This window comes from Streptomyces sp. NBC_00252 (genome assembly GCF_036187565.1).
Taxonomy (GTDB): Bacteria; Actinomycetota; Actinomycetes; order Streptomycetales; family Streptomycetaceae; genus Streptomyces.
This window is the reverse complement of sequence record NZ_CP108087.1, coordinates 8560770-8573746: the sequence shown is the minus strand read 5'-3', so window position 1 is coordinate 8573746 and position 12977 is coordinate 8560770. Positions and strand designations below refer to the sequence as shown.

16 protein-coding genes and 1 riboswitch are annotated in these 12977 nt (G+C 70.5%); of the genes, 7 read left to right on the top strand and 9 right to left on the bottom strand.

Annotated elements, in window-relative coordinates; all coding sequences use genetic code 11:
• Positions 1 to 150: 150 nt before the first annotated feature.
• The 7 genes from OHT77_RS38030 to OHT77_RS38000 all read right to left on the bottom strand — a co-directional run bounded on the left by OHT77_RS38030 (position 151) and on the right by OHT77_RS38000 (position 5270).
• Positions 151 to 918, bottom strand: coding sequence for an urease accessory protein UreD (locus OHT77_RS38030; protein WP_328832889.1), 768 nt, complete (start codon positions 916 to 918; stop codon positions 151 to 153).
• Positions 906 to 1583 (bottom strand): urease accessory protein UreG, encoded by a 678-nt coding sequence (ureG, locus tag OHT77_RS38025; RefSeq protein WP_266766677.1) that lies wholly within the window; start codon positions 1581 to 1583, stop codon positions 906 to 908. The genes OHT77_RS38030 and ureG overlap by 13 nt, the downstream gene beginning before the upstream one ends.
• Before the next feature lie 193 nt (positions 1584 to 1776).
• A complete protein-coding gene (locus OHT77_RS38020; protein ID WP_328832888.1) occupies positions 1777 to 2451 on the bottom strand; it encodes an urease accessory protein UreF in 675 nt (224 codons plus the stop codon).
• Positions 2451 to 4172: an urease subunit alpha gene (locus tag OHT77_RS38015; protein WP_328832887.1), complete on the bottom strand. Its 1722-nt coding sequence runs from the start codon at positions 4170 to 4172 to the stop codon at positions 2451 to 2453. The genes OHT77_RS38020 and OHT77_RS38015 overlap by 1 nt, the downstream gene beginning before the upstream one ends.
• Positions 4165 to 4476: an urease subunit beta gene (locus OHT77_RS38010; protein WP_328832886.1), complete on the bottom strand. Its 312-nt coding sequence runs from the start codon at positions 4474 to 4476 to the stop codon at positions 4165 to 4167. The genes OHT77_RS38015 and OHT77_RS38010 overlap by 8 nt, the downstream gene beginning before the upstream one ends.
• Positions 4477 to 4485: 9 nt before the next feature.
• Positions 4486 to 4788 carry an urease subunit gamma gene (locus OHT77_RS38005; protein WP_266766681.1) on the bottom strand — a complete coding sequence of 101 codons (303 nt, stop codon included), beginning with the start codon at positions 4786 to 4788 and terminating at the stop codon, positions 4486 to 4488.
• 203 nt (positions 4789 to 4991) lie between these two features.
• Positions 4992 to 5270 (bottom strand): type II toxin-antitoxin system Phd/YefM family antitoxin, encoded by a 279-nt coding sequence (locus tag OHT77_RS38000; protein ID WP_266766682.1) that lies wholly within the window; start codon positions 5268 to 5270, stop codon positions 4992 to 4994.
• 82 nt (positions 5271 to 5352) lie between these two features.
• On the opposite strand from OHT77_RS38000, the gene OHT77_RS37995 reads away from it, so the two are divergent.
• The 3 genes from OHT77_RS37995 (at position 5353) to OHT77_RS37985 (ending at position 7300) form a co-directional block, all read left to right on the top strand.
• Positions 5353 to 5988 carry an ATP-dependent Clp protease proteolytic subunit gene (locus tag OHT77_RS37995; RefSeq protein ID WP_328832885.1) on the top strand — a complete coding sequence of 212 codons (636 nt, stop codon included), beginning with the start codon at positions 5353 to 5355 and terminating at the stop codon, positions 5986 to 5988.
• A gap of 7 nt (positions 5989 to 5995) precedes the next feature.
• Positions 5996 to 6304: a hypothetical protein gene (locus OHT77_RS37990; protein WP_266766684.1), complete on the top strand. Its 309-nt coding sequence runs from the start codon at positions 5996 to 5998 to the stop codon at positions 6302 to 6304.
• Between the two features lie 339 nt (positions 6305 to 6643).
• Positions 6644 to 6823, top strand: a riboswitch (cyclic di-AMP (ydaO/yuaA leader).
• Positions 6824 to 6826: 3 nt separating this feature from the next.
• Positions 6827 to 7300: a C40 family peptidase gene (locus OHT77_RS37985; RefSeq protein WP_033278230.1), complete on the top strand. Its 474-nt coding sequence runs from the start codon at positions 6827 to 6829 to the stop codon at positions 7298 to 7300.
• A gap of 85 nt (positions 7301 to 7385) precedes the next feature.
• Here the strand turns inward: OHT77_RS37985 and OHT77_RS37980 are convergent, their stop codons facing one another.
• A complete protein-coding gene (locus tag OHT77_RS37980; RefSeq protein WP_328832884.1) occupies positions 7386 to 7844 on the bottom strand; it encodes an ATP-binding protein in 459 nt (152 codons plus the stop codon).
• Positions 7845 to 8056: 212 nt separating this feature from the next.
• On the opposite strand from OHT77_RS37980, the gene OHT77_RS37975 reads away from it, so the two are divergent.
• Positions 8057 to 8926 (top strand): helix-turn-helix domain-containing protein, encoded by an 870-nt coding sequence (locus OHT77_RS37975; protein WP_328832883.1) that lies wholly within the window; start codon positions 8057 to 8059, stop codon positions 8924 to 8926.
• A gap of 9 nt (positions 8927 to 8935) precedes the next feature.
• Entirely contained in the window at positions 8936 to 9160 is a 225-nt protein-coding gene (locus OHT77_RS37970) for a DUF397 domain-containing protein (protein ID WP_328832882.1), read from the top strand.
• A 41-nt stretch (positions 9161 to 9201) separates the two neighbouring features.
• Here OHT77_RS37970 and OHT77_RS37965 read toward each other — a convergent pair whose 3' ends face one another.
• Complete coding sequence (locus OHT77_RS37965) at positions 9202 to 10329, bottom strand: 8-amino-7-oxononanoate synthase (RefSeq protein ID WP_328832881.1); 1128 nt, start codon at positions 10327 to 10329, stop codon at positions 9202 to 9204.
• A gap of 147 nt (positions 10330 to 10476) precedes the next feature.
• Here OHT77_RS37965 and bioB point away from each other — a divergent pair, with 147 nt between their 5' ends.
• Positions 10477 to 11691 carry a biotin synthase BioB gene (gene bioB, locus OHT77_RS37960; protein WP_328832880.1) on the top strand — a complete coding sequence of 405 codons (1215 nt, stop codon included), beginning with the start codon at positions 10477 to 10479 and terminating at the stop codon, positions 11689 to 11691.
• Positions 11684 to 12976, top strand: coding sequence for an adenosylmethionine--8-amino-7-oxononanoate transaminase (locus tag OHT77_RS37955; RefSeq protein ID WP_328832879.1), 1293 nt, complete (start codon positions 11684 to 11686; stop codon positions 12974 to 12976). The genes bioB and OHT77_RS37955 overlap by 8 nt, the downstream gene beginning before the upstream one ends.
• Position 12977 lies beyond the last annotated feature (1 nt).

Here is a 12977-nt window from a genome sequence, read left to right as displayed (position 1 = left end):
GTCTGTTGTGCCTCAAGTGGGCCCCTCCCCGTACATTGTTGCGACAAGGTCTCGGTGGATCCTCGCGGCTGTGAGCCACCTGAGAACAGAGTCCGTTGACCTTCTTTACCAATCCGATAAGCGGAAACAGACGTACCGCTCAGCGGATAGTCAGGCCAGCGACGCCAACGCCTCGTCCAGCACCCGTCGCAACCGCAGCCCGTCCGCCGCGACGGCCGTCACCAGCGCGGCGGGCCCGGCGAGCGGCACCAGGGCCGCGGACTCCCCCAGCATGCGCGCCACGACCGGCTCCCGGCCGAACTCCGGCCGTACAACAAGGAGTTGACCCACCGCACGATGCCCCGCGAGAACGGCGGGCCCGTCCCAGCCCCCCGGCGCCCCGGGCCCACAGGCCAACGCCTGATCCAGCACGACCCGCCCGCCAACCCGCAGCGCAAGCCGACTGGTGAGCCGCCCGGGCTCCTCCCCCACCCTCCCCAGCACCTGCTCCTCACGCAGCACGAGCCGGCCGGAGGCGGCGACCTCGACCCGGGTCACCACACGCAGATCACTACCGCACACGGAGATCAACTGCTCGGGCAACCACTGCAGTTCACCGTCTTCCGCCACATTGATCCGCACGTCGTACCGCGACTCGCCCTTGGCCTGCCCCGGCAGCGCGATGGTGGCGGCGGCGGACCCGACCCGCAACCGCGCCCCCCGCTCGACATCCGCCTCCACGGCGAAGTGATCCCCTCCGAGGGGCCCACTCATCGCCCCGACGAGCATGACCCGCGCCTCGGCACCACTGGCCCGCGTCCGCCGCAGCGCGAGCGGCCCCTCCCCCTCCAGCACGGGCAGCGCGGTACCGCCCCGCCCGTCCTCCCGGGCCACGATCCGCGCGGTGGCCCGGACCCCGGTGGCGATCACACCGTCCACGCGGCGAGCCGCTCCCGTACCCAGGCGGCGACGTCGGTGACCCCGGCCTCGGTCCGCAACGACTGGAAGACGACCGGCAGTTCGGCTCGCTGCGCCTTCGCGTCGGCGGCCATCCGCCCCAGATCCGACCCGACATACGGCGCGAGGTCGGTCTTGTTGACGACCAGCAGATCGGCGGTGGTGACACCGGGCCCGCCCTTGCGCGGAATGTCGTCCCCGCCCGCCACATCGATCACGAAGATCTGCGCGTCGACGAGCCCCTTGGAGAAGGTGGCGGTCAAATTATCCCCACCGGACTCCACCAGGATCAGATCCAACGGCCCGACCGCGTCCTCAAGATCCTCCACCGCTTCGAGGTTGGCGGAGATGTCGTCCCGGATAGCGGTGTGCGGACAGGCCCCGGTCTCGACGGCAGCGATCCGCTCGGGCGGCAACACGGCCTCCCTGAGCAGGAATTCGGCGTCCTCGCGGGTGTAGATGTCGTTGGTGACGACAGCGAGGGACAACTCGTCGCGCAACGCCCGGCAGAGCGCGGCGACGGTGGCGGTCTTACCCGAACCGACGGGCCCGCCGAGCCCGATCCGCAGGGCACGGTGGGTCCCGTCGGGACGGTGAGCGTCCGCGCTGACGGCGGCGGGGCCGTCGTGGGTGTGGTCGAGATGCATGAGAGCGGCTCCTTCTTTTTCTACGACGCCTTTTCTGATCCTTCTGGTCTCTACGGCGCCTTGCTGCTGCGGGGCCTCGTCAGCCCAGGCCGACACAGATCAGCCCGTCCGGCGTTTGAGGACGAGGCCCCTTCAGGGCCGATCGGGGGTCTGGGGGCGGAGCTCCCGGCAACGGCGAGCACCACCCTCCACGTCATGAGGCGAACAGCCGGACAGCCCAAGCCGCATGCGCCTCCGCCCCGATCTCCAACAACGGCGCCGACGCACAAGGCAGTTCGTCAACTCCCCCGGCGACAACCCCCCGCCCCGCCTCCACCGCCCGATCGGCAACAAGGTCCAACTCCGGCGCCAACCGAGCCAGCACAGCCGTAGCTTCAAACGGGTCAAGACTCAGCAACCGCACCGTCGCCGACGCAGCCCCACTCACACTCTCGTAGGCCGCGCAGTACGCCGCGTCCTCCGCACCGAGCCCGGCCGCCCGAGCCACCACCCCCAACACCACAGGCTGATGCGCCCCCTTGGGGAACTCCCCCGCGAGGGCGTTGAGTTCGCCGGAAGGCCACGCGGCCCGAGCAGCCCGCATCAGTTGCCGCCCCAGCTTCCGCGAGGCGAGCCGCAACGCGGGCGACGGCGTCCGCGCGTCGACGGCACGGTCCAACTCCCCCGGATCCGCCCCGAGTACGGCGGCCGCGGCCACCGCGGCGGACACCAGCCCGGCCGTGTGCAACCGCCCCCGGCAGAACGCACCGAGACTCGAAGCCCCGGTGATCCGCCCGGCCTTGACGGCGGCCTCCGCCCCGCCGGAGTGCGCATGCCCCCCGGCGGGAAACCGCCCGTCGGCCAGAACCAGCAACGCTCCCCTGGACATCAGAAGAGGAAGTACCGCTGGGCCATGGGCAGTTCGGCCGCGGGAGTGGCCTCGACCAGCTCGCCGTCGATGTGCACGGCGAAGCTGTCGGGATCGACCTGAACACGGGGCCGCGCGTCGTTCTCCCGCATGTCCGCCTTCGTGACCCCCCGCGTGGACTCGATGGCGACGAACTTCTTCCCGAGGTCGAGCCGCTCGGGCAGCCCGTCCTCGATCGCCAACGGGGCGACGAAGGTGAAGGAGTTGGCGGCCGGCGCCCGTCCGATCGCCCCGAACATCGGCCGCGGCAGGATGGGTTGAGGCGTCGGGATGGACGCGTTGGCGTCGCCCATCTGCGCGTAGGCGATCTGGCCGCCCTTGATGACGAGGTGCGGCTTGACGCCGAAGAACGGCGGTTCCCACAGCACGAGGTCGGCGAGCTTGCCGGTCTCGACGGACCCGATCTCGCGGGCGAGCCCCTGCGCGAGGGCGGGGTTGATCGTGTACTTGGCGACATAGCGCCGTACCCGGTGGTTGTCCGCGCGCCCGTCCCCGGGCAGCGCCCCCCGTCGCCGCTTCATCACGTGCGCCGTCTGCCAGGTCCGCAGGATCACCTCGCCCACGCGCCCCATCGCCTGCGAGTCGGAGGAGATGATCGAGATCGCGCCGAGGTCGTGGAGGATGTCCTCCGCGCCGATCGTCGAGGGGCGGATGCGGGACTCGGCGAAGGCCAGGTCCTCGGGGACCGCCGCGTTGAGGTGGTGGCAGACCATCAGCATGTCGAGGTGTTCCTCGGCGGTGTTGACGGTGTAGGGCCGGGTCGGGTTGGTGGAGCTGGGCAGCACGTGCGGCTCGGAGACCACGGTCATGATGTCCGGCGCGTGCCCGCCGCCCGCACCCTCGGTGTGGTAGGCGTGGATGCCGCGTCCGGCGATGGCGGCGAGGGTGTCGCCGACGAACCCGGCCTCGTTCAACGTGTCGGTGTGGATGGCGACTTGGACCCCGGTGCGGTCGGCGACGGTGAGCGAGGCGTCGATGACGGCCGGGGTCGAGCCCCAGTCCTCGTGCAGTTTGAGGCCCAGCGCGCCGCCGCGGATCTGGGACATCATCGCGTCGTGCGAGACGGTGTTGCCCTTGCCGAGGAAACCGATGTTCAGCGGGTACTGCTCCATCGCCGCCATCATCCGGGCCAGATGCCAGGGACCCGGTGTCACGGTGGTCGCCTTGGAGCCCTCGGCGGGTCCGGTGCCGCCGCCGACCAGGGTGGTGATCCCGGCGGAGAGGGCCTCGTCGGCGATCTGCGGGCAGATGAAGTGGACGTGCGCGTCGACGGCACCGGCCGTGAGAATGCGTCCGTTGCCGGCGATGATCTCGGTCTCGGGGCCGATCACCAGGTCGGGGTGGACGCCGTCCATGGTGTCGGGGTTGCCGGCCTTGCCGATGCCGGTGATCCGGCCGTCGCGGATGCCGACGTCGGCCTTGACGACGCCCCAGTGGTCGACGATCACGGCACCGGTGATGACGGTGTCGGGGGTGCCCTCCGCGCGGGTGGCACGGGACTGGCCCATGGACTCGCGGATGACCTTGCCGCCGCCGAACACGGCCTCGTCGCCGGCGAGTCCGGGACCGCCGGAACGGTCCTCCTCGATCTCGATCAGCAGATCGGTGTCGGCGAGCCGGATGCGGTCACCGGTGGTCGGCCCGAACAGGTCCGCGTACGCGCCACGCGAGATCTCAGGCATCGAGGGCACCTCCGGTCTCCCCGCGCAGTCCGGGCACGACACGGGCGCCGGCCAGCGGGACGAGTTCGACGTCGACGGGGATTCCCGGCTCGAAGCGCACGGCCGTACCGGCGGCGATGTTGAGCCGCTTGCCGCGGGCGGCGGCGCGGTCGAACTCGAGCCCGGGGTTGGCCTCGGCGAAGTGGTAGTGGGAGCCGACCTGGACGGGCCGGTCGGCGGCGTTGAGGACGGTCATCGAGGTGACCTCGCGGCCCGCGTTGTAGACGATCGGGTCGTCCGCGAACAGGATCTCGCCGGGAATCATCGAGGCCTCCTACACGATCGGGTCGTGGACGGTGACGAGCTTGGTGCCGTCCGGGAAGGTCGCCTCGACCTGTACGTCGTGGATCATCTCGGGGATGCCCACCATGACGTCGTCCCTGGTGAGCAACTTGCGTCCGGAGGCCATCAGTTCGGCGACGGTGCGGCCGTCACGGGCGCCTTCGAGGATGTGCGACGTGATGAGGGCGACCGCCTCGGGGTGGTTCAGCTTCACACCGCGGGCCCGGCGCTTCTCGGCCACGTCGGCCGCCACATGGATCAGCAGCCTCTCTTGCTCGTGCGGGGTCAGTTGCACGCTCCCACCTCACAGTCCTCGCTCCGGACCGTGCGGGGTCCGGTTGCCGCAGCCCCGGGCAACGTCCCTGGTGGCGTGGATCGGCAGGCTAGTTGGACCGGGTTTCAAGCAAGTTAACCGAGCTGTGATCAGGACAATGAGATCTACGCCCGTAGAGCGGGCGTGTACACCGCCTCGGGCACGCCCCCGCGCGCGACCTGCCGCTACGAGGGATTCGGCCCCCGGTGTTCGGCCGCGATGCCGAACCGCTGGTGTTCGCGGGGAGCGGACGCGACCTCGCGCACGGCGGAGACGGCGCTGATCACGCGCTCCTCGCCGGCCCGGTCGAGTTCGTCGAGTCGTTCCAGGTCGGCGGCGGAGACGAGGGCGACGAGCGGCTTCCCGTGCCGTGTCACGACGACGCGCTCGCCGCCGTACACCACCCGGTTGATCAGGTCGGCGAGTTCAGCCCTGGCTTGCGTCACCGGAATCTCGTAGGCCATGGGCCCATCATACGTTCCATACGTCCTGTACATTTTGTACAGAGCCCGCCAGGGAGTGCGCCCGCCAGAGAGAGGTCACGCCATGACCCGACCGTCCGCCCGCCATGTCCTGCCCGAGTTCACGGAGCGCACCAGCTCGGGCCACCGGACCCTCGACCCGTACTCGAAGCTGCTGGAGGAGCGGATCGTCTTCCTCGGGACACCGATCGACGACATCTCGGCGAACGACGTGATGGCCCAGTTCATGCGCCTCGAGTACCAGGCGCCCGACCGGGACATCTCGCTGTACATCAACTCGCCCGGCGGATCGTTCACCGCGATGTCCGCGATCTACGACACCTTGCGGTTCGTCAGCTGTGACGTGGAGACGGTCTGCCTGGGGCAGGCCGGCTCGTCCGCTGCGGTGCTGCTGGCGGCGGGCACGCCGGGCAAGCGGTCGGCGCTGGCGGGTGCGCGAGTGGTGATCCACCAGCCCTCGCTGCCGGAGCCGATCCAGGGTCAGGCGAGTGATCTCGCCATCCAGGCCGAGGAGTTGGCGCGCACCCGGTCCCAACTCGAGTCCCTGCTCGCCCTGCACACGGGCCGGACGGTGGAGCAGGTGAGCGCGGACATCGAGCGCGACCGCATCCTGGATGCCCAACAGGCCCTGGAATACGGGCTGGTGGACCGGATCGTGACGACCCGCAAGACCTCGCTCGCCGAGCCGGGCGGGGAGTGAGCCGACGATGCTGCCGCCGGAACTGCCGCCGTTGCCCGCACTGACGCGCGCCGAGGGCGAGTTGATCGACCGTTATCTGGATGTGGCCGACCTGCTGGGCCGTATCAACCCGGCGCACGACGGTGACACGTACCGTGGTCTGAGGGCCGCTCAGGCGCTCGTGGCGAAGGCCGCCGAGCTGCGGGACGCGCTGGCGCTGATGCACCAGCGGGGCGAGACCGAGCTGCACGCCCCCACCCTGGCGCGTGCGCTGCGCGTGCTGGACGGGGAGCGCCGCACGGCGCGGGTCACCATCCCCGCGCCCTCCGACAGTTGAGGGACCGGGAGCCGTCCCGGGCGGAGGCGAAACGAGCCGAACGGCGTACCCCCGATCGGCGTAGTCGTTCCTCCGTCCGCGAGGCGTCCCGGGTTGCGCAACACGCGTAGTCCGGAGGGCTCCTGAGGTGTTCCGGTGCTGGTCCGAGGGGTGCACCCGCGTCGACACCCGCTCGAACACGGGGGTGTCCACCCGAACGGGTGAGTGGTGAGTAACCCCACAAATCCCCGGTTCCGTTGGGATTTTCGGACATGCATAGGTGAAGATCCCTGTCTGACGACAAGACCCCGCCGCAGCGGCGGGGCGATCCGGGCGGACGCCGAGTCCTGCCGCCACCCGGATGACAGGTCGACAGGATTGCATCGGCAGGAGTGGAGGACCCAAGCACGACGGGTCGCCGGGACGGTCACGCCATGACCGGGTCGAGCAGCCCTTGGGGTGAAGCCGCGTCAGCGGCCGGGCAACTTCGCCAGCCCGAATCCGACAGGTCATCCTTCACAGGCGGCTGACGAAGGGTTGCGCATGACTGCGCTCAATCGTGTCCCGTCGCTGATGGTCAGGGCCGGTACGGCCTCGGCCTTCGCCATCGCCGCCGTGGGCGGCTCCGTCGTGATACCGGGCGTCGCATCCGACGCCGCGGCCGCGACACCCGCGACGAAGGCACTCCAGGTCGCGGCGTCCAAGAAGGGCGCTCCGTACAGGTACGGGGCCACCGGACCGGGCCGCTTCGACTGCTCCGGGCTCACGTTGTACTCGTACAAGAAGGCGGGCAAGAAGCTGCCTCGTACGGCTGCCCAGCAGTACAACAAGACCCACCACATCTCGGCCAAGAGCCGCAAGGCCGGGGATCTCGTGTTCTTCCACTCGGGCTCCAGCGTCTACCACGTCGGCATCTACGCCGGGAAGGGAAAGATCTGGCACGCCCCGAAGACCGGGGACGTGGTGCGGCTGCAGAAGATCTGGACCAAGAGCGTCTGGTACGGCCGGGTCAGCTGACCCGCGCTGAATCTCCCGAGGGGGTGGCGGCCACCTGACGGGCCGCCACCCCCTCGGGTGTCCGGAGGCCCTTCAGGAAGCCGTTCTACGGCTCCTGCTGGCCCGCGGCGGTCACCGGCCGGGCCGGGACGGTCCAGGGCACCTCGACGGAGACGGTCTTGCCGCCCTCGCGGGTGGGCCGGACCCTGAGTTTGCCGCCGCACTCCGCGGTCAGCCAGCGGATGATCACCATGCCCCGGCCGTTGTCCTGCTGGACGGCGGCCGGCAGGCGTTTGGGGAAGCGGGGGTGGCTGTCGGTGACCCCGATGCGCAGGTGTTCGTCACGCTCCAGCTCGATGTCCACCGTGAAGGTGGGTGACTGGCCGAAGGTGTGCTGTACGGCGTTGGTGGCGAGTTCCGACACGATGAGACGGATGGTGTCGGCGGCCTCCGTGTCCGCCGGGAGGCCCCATTCGACCAGGGTTCCGACGACATAGGTGCGGGCGGCGGACACCGAGGCCGGATCGCTCGGCAGAGTGACGGATGCTTCCAGATGGTCTGCCATGGCGCGGTCGTCCCTTTCCCGCGGGACCGGTGTCCGTCACGGCGCGGATGGTTCGAGTACGGTCCCGGACTGGTGCTTCTTCGCCAGACTGCCATTAGCTCGGCGGTAACGGTGCCGATCCACCAAGATATGCATATATCTGTCGCTCGAAGCGGTGAACTCTGCGACCTCAGACCGTATTTGGGCGGCTCGGAAGGAGTAAGGAGAAACCCATGCAGTACGGTCCCGCGGTGCGCCGCCGGAAACTGGGCGCCGAACTCCGCGCGTTGCGTGCGGAGGCGGGGCTCACCAGCGGAGAGGCGGCCCGGCTCGTGGGCTGGCACCAGTCGAAGGTGAGCCGGATCGAGACCGGGGCGAGTGGCGTGAAACCACCTGACGTCCGGTTACTTCTGGACGCCTATCAGGTCGGTGACCCACAACTTCGGGACATGCTCCTGGTGCTCGCGGGCTCCGACGACGTCGGCGGCCGGCACCACTGGTGGCACGCCTATCGCGGTGTACTCCCGCCCGCCTACCGGGACTTCATCAGTCTGGAGTCACAGGCCAGCACGCTCCGCACCCTGGAGACCTCGGTGGTCCCCGGTCTGCTGCAGACGCCGGAGTACGCACGGGCGGTGACCCGGGCGGCCGTGGGAGGCCCCGACAACGACGGGCCCGAGCGGCTCGACGCGCTGGTGCAGGTGCGGATGGCCAGGCAGGACGTGCTGCGCGCCGATCCGCCGCTGGCGCTGAGCGTGGTCCTCGACGAGGCGGTGCTGCGCCGCGAGGTGGGCGGTCCCGGTGTGATGGCCCGTCAGCTGGACCGGCTGGTGGAGGCGGCACGGCTGCCCCAAGTCCGGCTCCAGGTACTGCCGTTCGCCGCTGGGGCGCACATCGGCATCACCGGGCCTTTCGTTATTTTCTCCTTTCCGAGCACTTCTGATCTGGACGTGGTTGTTCTCGACCACTTGACGAGTAGCCTCTACCTCGAACGGAAAGAAGACCTAGAGGCCTACAGCGAGGCCTTCAGCACCCTTCAGTTCCACGCCCTTTCGCCCGAGGATTCGTCGGATTACATCGCCGGGATAGGTGACGGCGCGTAAGGAGGCACCATGTCTGCACTGCCTCGGAACGTACCTTCCAGTTCTGAACTGTCCGGTGTGCGGTGGCTGCGCAGCAGCTACAGCACGGGAGCGAACAACTGCGTCGAGGCGGCTCGTCCGCGCTCAGGCCCCCGCGCGGGGCTGCTCGCCGTACGCGACTCGAAGGACCCGCAAGGACCCGCCCTGCTGTTCTCCCCCGAGAGCTGGACGGGGTTCCTCACCGCGTTCCACTGATCTGTCCGCCCGTCAGCGACGCACGGCCGTGTCACGCCGACTCATGGTCGCGTCTCGCCGATCACACGTACAGCGCGTTCGATCTCGGCCCCGGAGAGGTCCGCTCGGGCGGTCAGCCTGAGCCGTGAGATGCCGTCGGGCACGGAAGGAGGACGGAAGCAGCCCACGGCCAGCCCTGCCGTACGGCAGTCGGCCGCCCACTGCACGGCCGCCTCCGGGGACGGCGCACGCACCGAGACCACGGCGGCGTCCGGACGTACCGCTTCCAGACCCGCCGCGGTCAGCCGCGTGTGCAGATCACCCGCCACGGCGCGCGCCCGGGCAGCCCGCTCGGGCTCGCGCCGCAGCAGGGTGAGCGCCGCGAGTGCCGCACCGGCCGCGGCGGGCGCGAGCCCTGTGTCGAAGATGAACGTCCGCGCCGCGTTGACCAGATGGTCGATGACCCGCGCCGGCCCGAGCACGGCACCGCCCTGGCTCCCCAGCGACTTGGACAGCGTGACCGTCACGACCACGTCCTCGTCGCCCGCGAGCCCCGCCGCGTACGGCGCCCCGCGCCCGCCGTCGCCCAGTACCCCGAGCCCGTGCGCGTCGTCGAGCAGCAGCCCCGCGCCGAACTCCCGGCACACCTCGGCGAACGCGCCCACCGGTGCCGCGTCGCCGTCCACGGAGAACACCGAGTCGGACACGACGACGGCCTGCCCGTCGTGCGTCCGCAGCGCCTTGCACACCCCGTCCGGATCGGCGTGGCCTACGACCTGGGTGGCGCCCCGCGCCAGCCGGCAGCCGTCGATGAGGGAGGCGTGGTTGCCCGCGTCGGAGACGATCAGCGAGCCGTGCGGCGCGAGCGTGGTGACCGCGGCGAGGTTGGCCGCGTAGCCGGAGGAGAAGACGAGGGCTGCCTCGAAGCCGGTGAACTCGGCCAGTTCTCGCTCCAGTTGAGCATGCAGTTCGGTCGTCCCGGTGACGAGCCGCGACCCGGTCGACCCGCCTCCCCAGGTCCGCGCCGCGTCGGCGGCCCCCTCGACGACCTCGGGGTGATGGGCCAGGCCCAGGTAGTCGTTGCTCGCGAGATCGAGGAGCGGTGAGTCGGCGGGACGGGGCCGCAGGGTCCGTACGAGCCCGGCGCGGCGGCGCTGCTCCGCCTGCTCGTCGATCCAGCCGAACGCCATGGTTCCTCCGGGGCTTTTGTAGGCAGTGCACAGACACTAATCGGACGACCGGCCGCCCATGGTGTGGTGATACCCACACCCCCAGCTCCATGTCTTGTGCATTCTCTCCTTGGCCGCGGGCGGTCCCGTAGGACAGGATCGGGCCTCATGGACCTGCTGAACACGCTCGTGGACAAGGGGCTTCGGCGCGAGCTGCCGACCCGCGCGGAAGCTCTCGCCGTCCTCTCCACCTCGGACGACGACCTGCTGGATGTCGTGGCCGCGGCCGGAAAGGTGCGCCGGCACTGGTTCGGCCGACGGGTGAAGCTCAACTATCTCGTCAACCTCAAGTCCGGCCTGTGCCCCGAGGACTGCTCGTACTGCTCGCAGCGGCTCGGCTCGAAGGCCGACATCCTGAAGTACACCTGGCTGAAACCCGACGACGCCTCGAAGGCGGCGGCGGCCGGTGTGGCGGGTGGCGCCAAGCGGGTCTGCCTGGTGGCCTCCGGCCGGGGTCCGACCGACCGGGACGTGGACCGGGTCGCGGGCACCATCAAGGCGATCAAGGACCAGAACGAGGGCGTCGAGGTGTGCGCCTGTCTCGGTCTGCTCTCCGACGGCCAGGCCGACCGGCTGCGCGAGGCCGGCGCGGACGCCTACAACCACAACCTCAACACGTCCGAGTCGACGTACGGGGACATCACCACCACCCACACGTACGCCGACCGCGTCGACACCGTGCAGAAGGCGCACGCGGCGGGCCTGTCCGCCTGCTCCGGCCTCATCGCCGGCATGGGCGAGACGGACGAGGACCTGGTCGACGTCGTCTTCTCCCTCCGCGACCTGGACCCCGACTCGGTGCCGGTGAACTTCCTGATCCCGATGGAGGGCACCCCGCTCGAGGCCGACTGGCACCTCACCCCGCAGCGCTGTCTGCGCATCCTCGCGATGGTCCGCTTCGTCTGCCCGGACGTCGAGGTCCGCATCGCGGGCGGCCGTGAGGTCCACCTGCGCACGATGCAGCCCCTCGCCCTGAACCTCGCCAACTCGATCTTCCTCGGCGACTACCTCACCAGCGAGGGCCAGGCCGGCCACGCCGACCTGGAGATGATCGCGGACGCGGGCTTCGAGGTGGAGGGCGCGGGCGAGGTGACCCTGCCGCAGCACCGGGCGACGGCGGGCGGCTGCGGGTCTCACGAGGGCGCCGGCTGCGGATCGCACGAAGGTGCCGGCTGCGGCGGGCACGAGGGCGCCGGAGTCTGCGGTTCCGCTCCCGCTGCCGCTGCTGCGGCCGCCCCCGCGCCGCAGGTCGACGAGCTGCGCCGCGACCTGGTCTCCGTACGCCGTCGAGGTGCCGGAACGGACATCGCGCCCAATGCCTGACCCGATCGGCCGTCTGCCCGTCCCGGAGCTGCTGGAGCTGGACCGGCGGCACGTCTGGCATCCCTACGGTCCGATGCCGGGCCGGCAGGAACCGCTCGTCGTGGAGTCGGCGAGCGGGGTGCGGCTCCGACTGGCGGGCGGCGGGGGCGAGTTGGTCGACGGGATGTCGTCCTGGTGGTCGGCGATCCACGGCTACAACCACCCCGTGCTCAACGAAGCCGCGCGCGAGCAGCTCGGCCGGATGAGTCATGTGATGTTCGGCGGGCTCACCCACGAGCCCGCCGTACGGCTGGCGAAGCTCCTTGTCGACATGTCTCCGGACGGCCTGGAGCACGTCTTCCTCGCCGACTCGGGTTCCGTGTCGGTCGAGGTCGCGGTGAAGATGTGCCTGCAGTACTGGCGCTCGCTCGGCCGCCCGGCCAAGCAGCGCCTGCTGACCTGGCGCGGCGGCTACCACGGCGACACCTGGCAGCCGATGTCGGTGTGCGACCCCGAGGGCGGGATGCACGAGCTGTGGTCGGGGGTGCTCCCGAGCCAGGTGTTCGCGGACGCGCCACCGGCCGAGTACGAGGAGTCGTACGCCGACCATGTGCGCGAGCTGATCGGGCGGCACGCGCACGAACTGGCCGCCGTGATCGTGGAGCCGGTGGTGCAGGGCGCGGGCGGGATGCGGTTCCACTCCCCCGCGTATCTGCGGGTGCTGCGCGAGGCGTGCGACGCGCATGACGTGCTGCTGGTGTTCGACGAGATCGCGACGGGTTTCGGCCGCACGGGCGCGCTGTTCGCGGCGGAGCACGCGGCGGTGACGCCGGACGTGATGTGCGTGGGCAAGGCGCTGACCGGCGGCTACATGACGATGGCGGCGACGCTGTGCACGTCACGCGTGGCCGAGGGCATCTCGCGGGGCGACGTACCGGTCCTGGCCCACGGCCCGACCTTCATGGGCAATCCGCTCGCGGCGGCCGTGGCCTGCGCCTCGCTCGAACTCCTCCTGAACCAGGACTGGTTGGCGGAGGTCAAGCGCATCGAGTCGGGCCTGCGAGAGGGGCTCGAACCGGCGCGGGAGATCCCCGGCGTCCAGGACGTCCGCGTCCTCGGCGCCATCGGCGTGGTCCAGCTCGACCACGCCGTCGACATGGAGGCCGCGACGGACGCGGCCGTCCGCGAGGGCGTGTGGCTGCGGCCGTTCCGCGACCTCGTCTACACGATGCCGCCGTACGTCACGGGCGACGCCGACCTCGCGCGGATCACCCGCGCGGTGTGCGCGGCGGCACGGGAGGGATGAC